Genomic DNA, 1,231 nt, shown 5'->3' with positions numbered 1-1,231 from the left:
TGCAGCCACAGGTCCAACTCACGTCCTCCCGGTTCGCCGAAGCGTGTTTCGATCACGATGGCTGTTTCCAGGGAGGTCGCGGTCGACATGAGTCGTTCGTTGTCCGCTTCCACGGCTGCTTCCAGTTCCTCGGCCTCGGGCTCATCGTTGAGCATGGCGACCAGCGCGGACGTGTCGATGACCATTTAGATGGGCAGGCCAGGCTCGTTGTAGCCGAGGATCTCCTCAGCAGTTCGGGTGTCGAGGACGGGCAGTGCAGCGCATCGGCGGCGGATCGCGGACAGCTCCTCACTCAGCGGAACCGCTCGAGTGCGGCCTGTCTCCCGGGCGAGCCGTTCCCGCAGCGCGACGACAACTGCTTCGGTCAGAGTTTCGCCCGTGCGGGCCGCGAGTTCCCGCGCAAGGCGGTCGGCTTCGGGATCCTTAATACTCAGCGCCACGTTCTTTACGATATACAAGCAGCTAGTTTCTAGACACCCCGCAAACGGTTTCGGGTGTCACCGCGCCTTACACAAGCGCGGCTCGCCCGCCACCAGCCCCGGTCACCCGGGTTCCCCGCCGCTGCCGTCCGCCCCGTTGTGGCTCAGCAGCAGTCCGCCGTGCCCGCCGTCCCCGGCCGCACCGGCGGCCCCGCCGCTGGAACCGCCGTTGCCGCCGTTGCCCCCGTTGCCGCCGTTGCCGTGCAGGTGTCCGCCGTTGCCGCCGTCACCGCCGTGACCGCCGGTCGCCGAGGTGTTTTCCCCGCCGTACCCGCCGTTGCCGCCGTGACCGCCGCTGCCGAGCAGGAAGCTGGCGCTGCCCCCGGCGCCGCCGTTGCCCGCGGTGCCCGCGTCGCCGTAGGCCGCGCCGCCGTTGCCGCCGGAGCCGCCGTTGCCGAGGATGTCCCCGCCCGATCCGCCGGACCCGCCGTCACCGCCGCTGGAGCCGAGTCCGCCGCCGCCGCCGCTGCCGCCGCTGCCGAACAGGGTCGAACCGGCCCCGCCGGTGCCGCCGAGCCCGCCGTCACCGACCGTCGCCGCTCCTCCGGCCCCGCCGTTGCCGCCGTTGCCGTGCAGGAAGCCGCCGGCCCCGCCCCACCCGCCGCTGCCGGCGTTACCGAATTCCGACGAGCCGCCGGACCCGCCGAATCCGCCGTTGCCGACCAGGAAGGTGTTGCCCCCGGCGCCCCCGGCGCCCGCACCCGCAGTGGCGCTGCCGGCATTCGACCCGCCGTCACCGCCGGCGCCGCCGT

The 1,231-nt window shown here is 72.6% G+C and carries 2 protein-coding genes and 1 pseudogene; all 3 read right to left on the bottom strand.

The window, feature by feature from the left end:
- On the bottom strand, positions 1 to 185 hold a 185-nt coding region (locus AC2VON_RS14200), incomplete at its 3' end, for a PIN domain-containing protein (protein WP_486953525.1).
- On the bottom strand, positions 186 to 440 hold the full coding sequence (locus tag AC2VON_RS14195; RefSeq protein WP_486953524.1) for a type II toxin-antitoxin system VapB family antitoxin: 255 nt from the start codon (positions 438 to 440) through the stop codon (positions 186 to 188).
- Positions 441 to 542: 102 nt separating this feature from the next.
- A pseudogene (locus tag AC2VON_RS14190) lies at positions 543 to 1,231 on the bottom strand (hypothetical protein); the annotation flags it as partial.

It is taken from the genome of Mycobacterium sp. TH-M82, from assembly GCF_057473605.1.
This window is presented reverse-complemented; position numbering and strand designations above follow the sequence as displayed.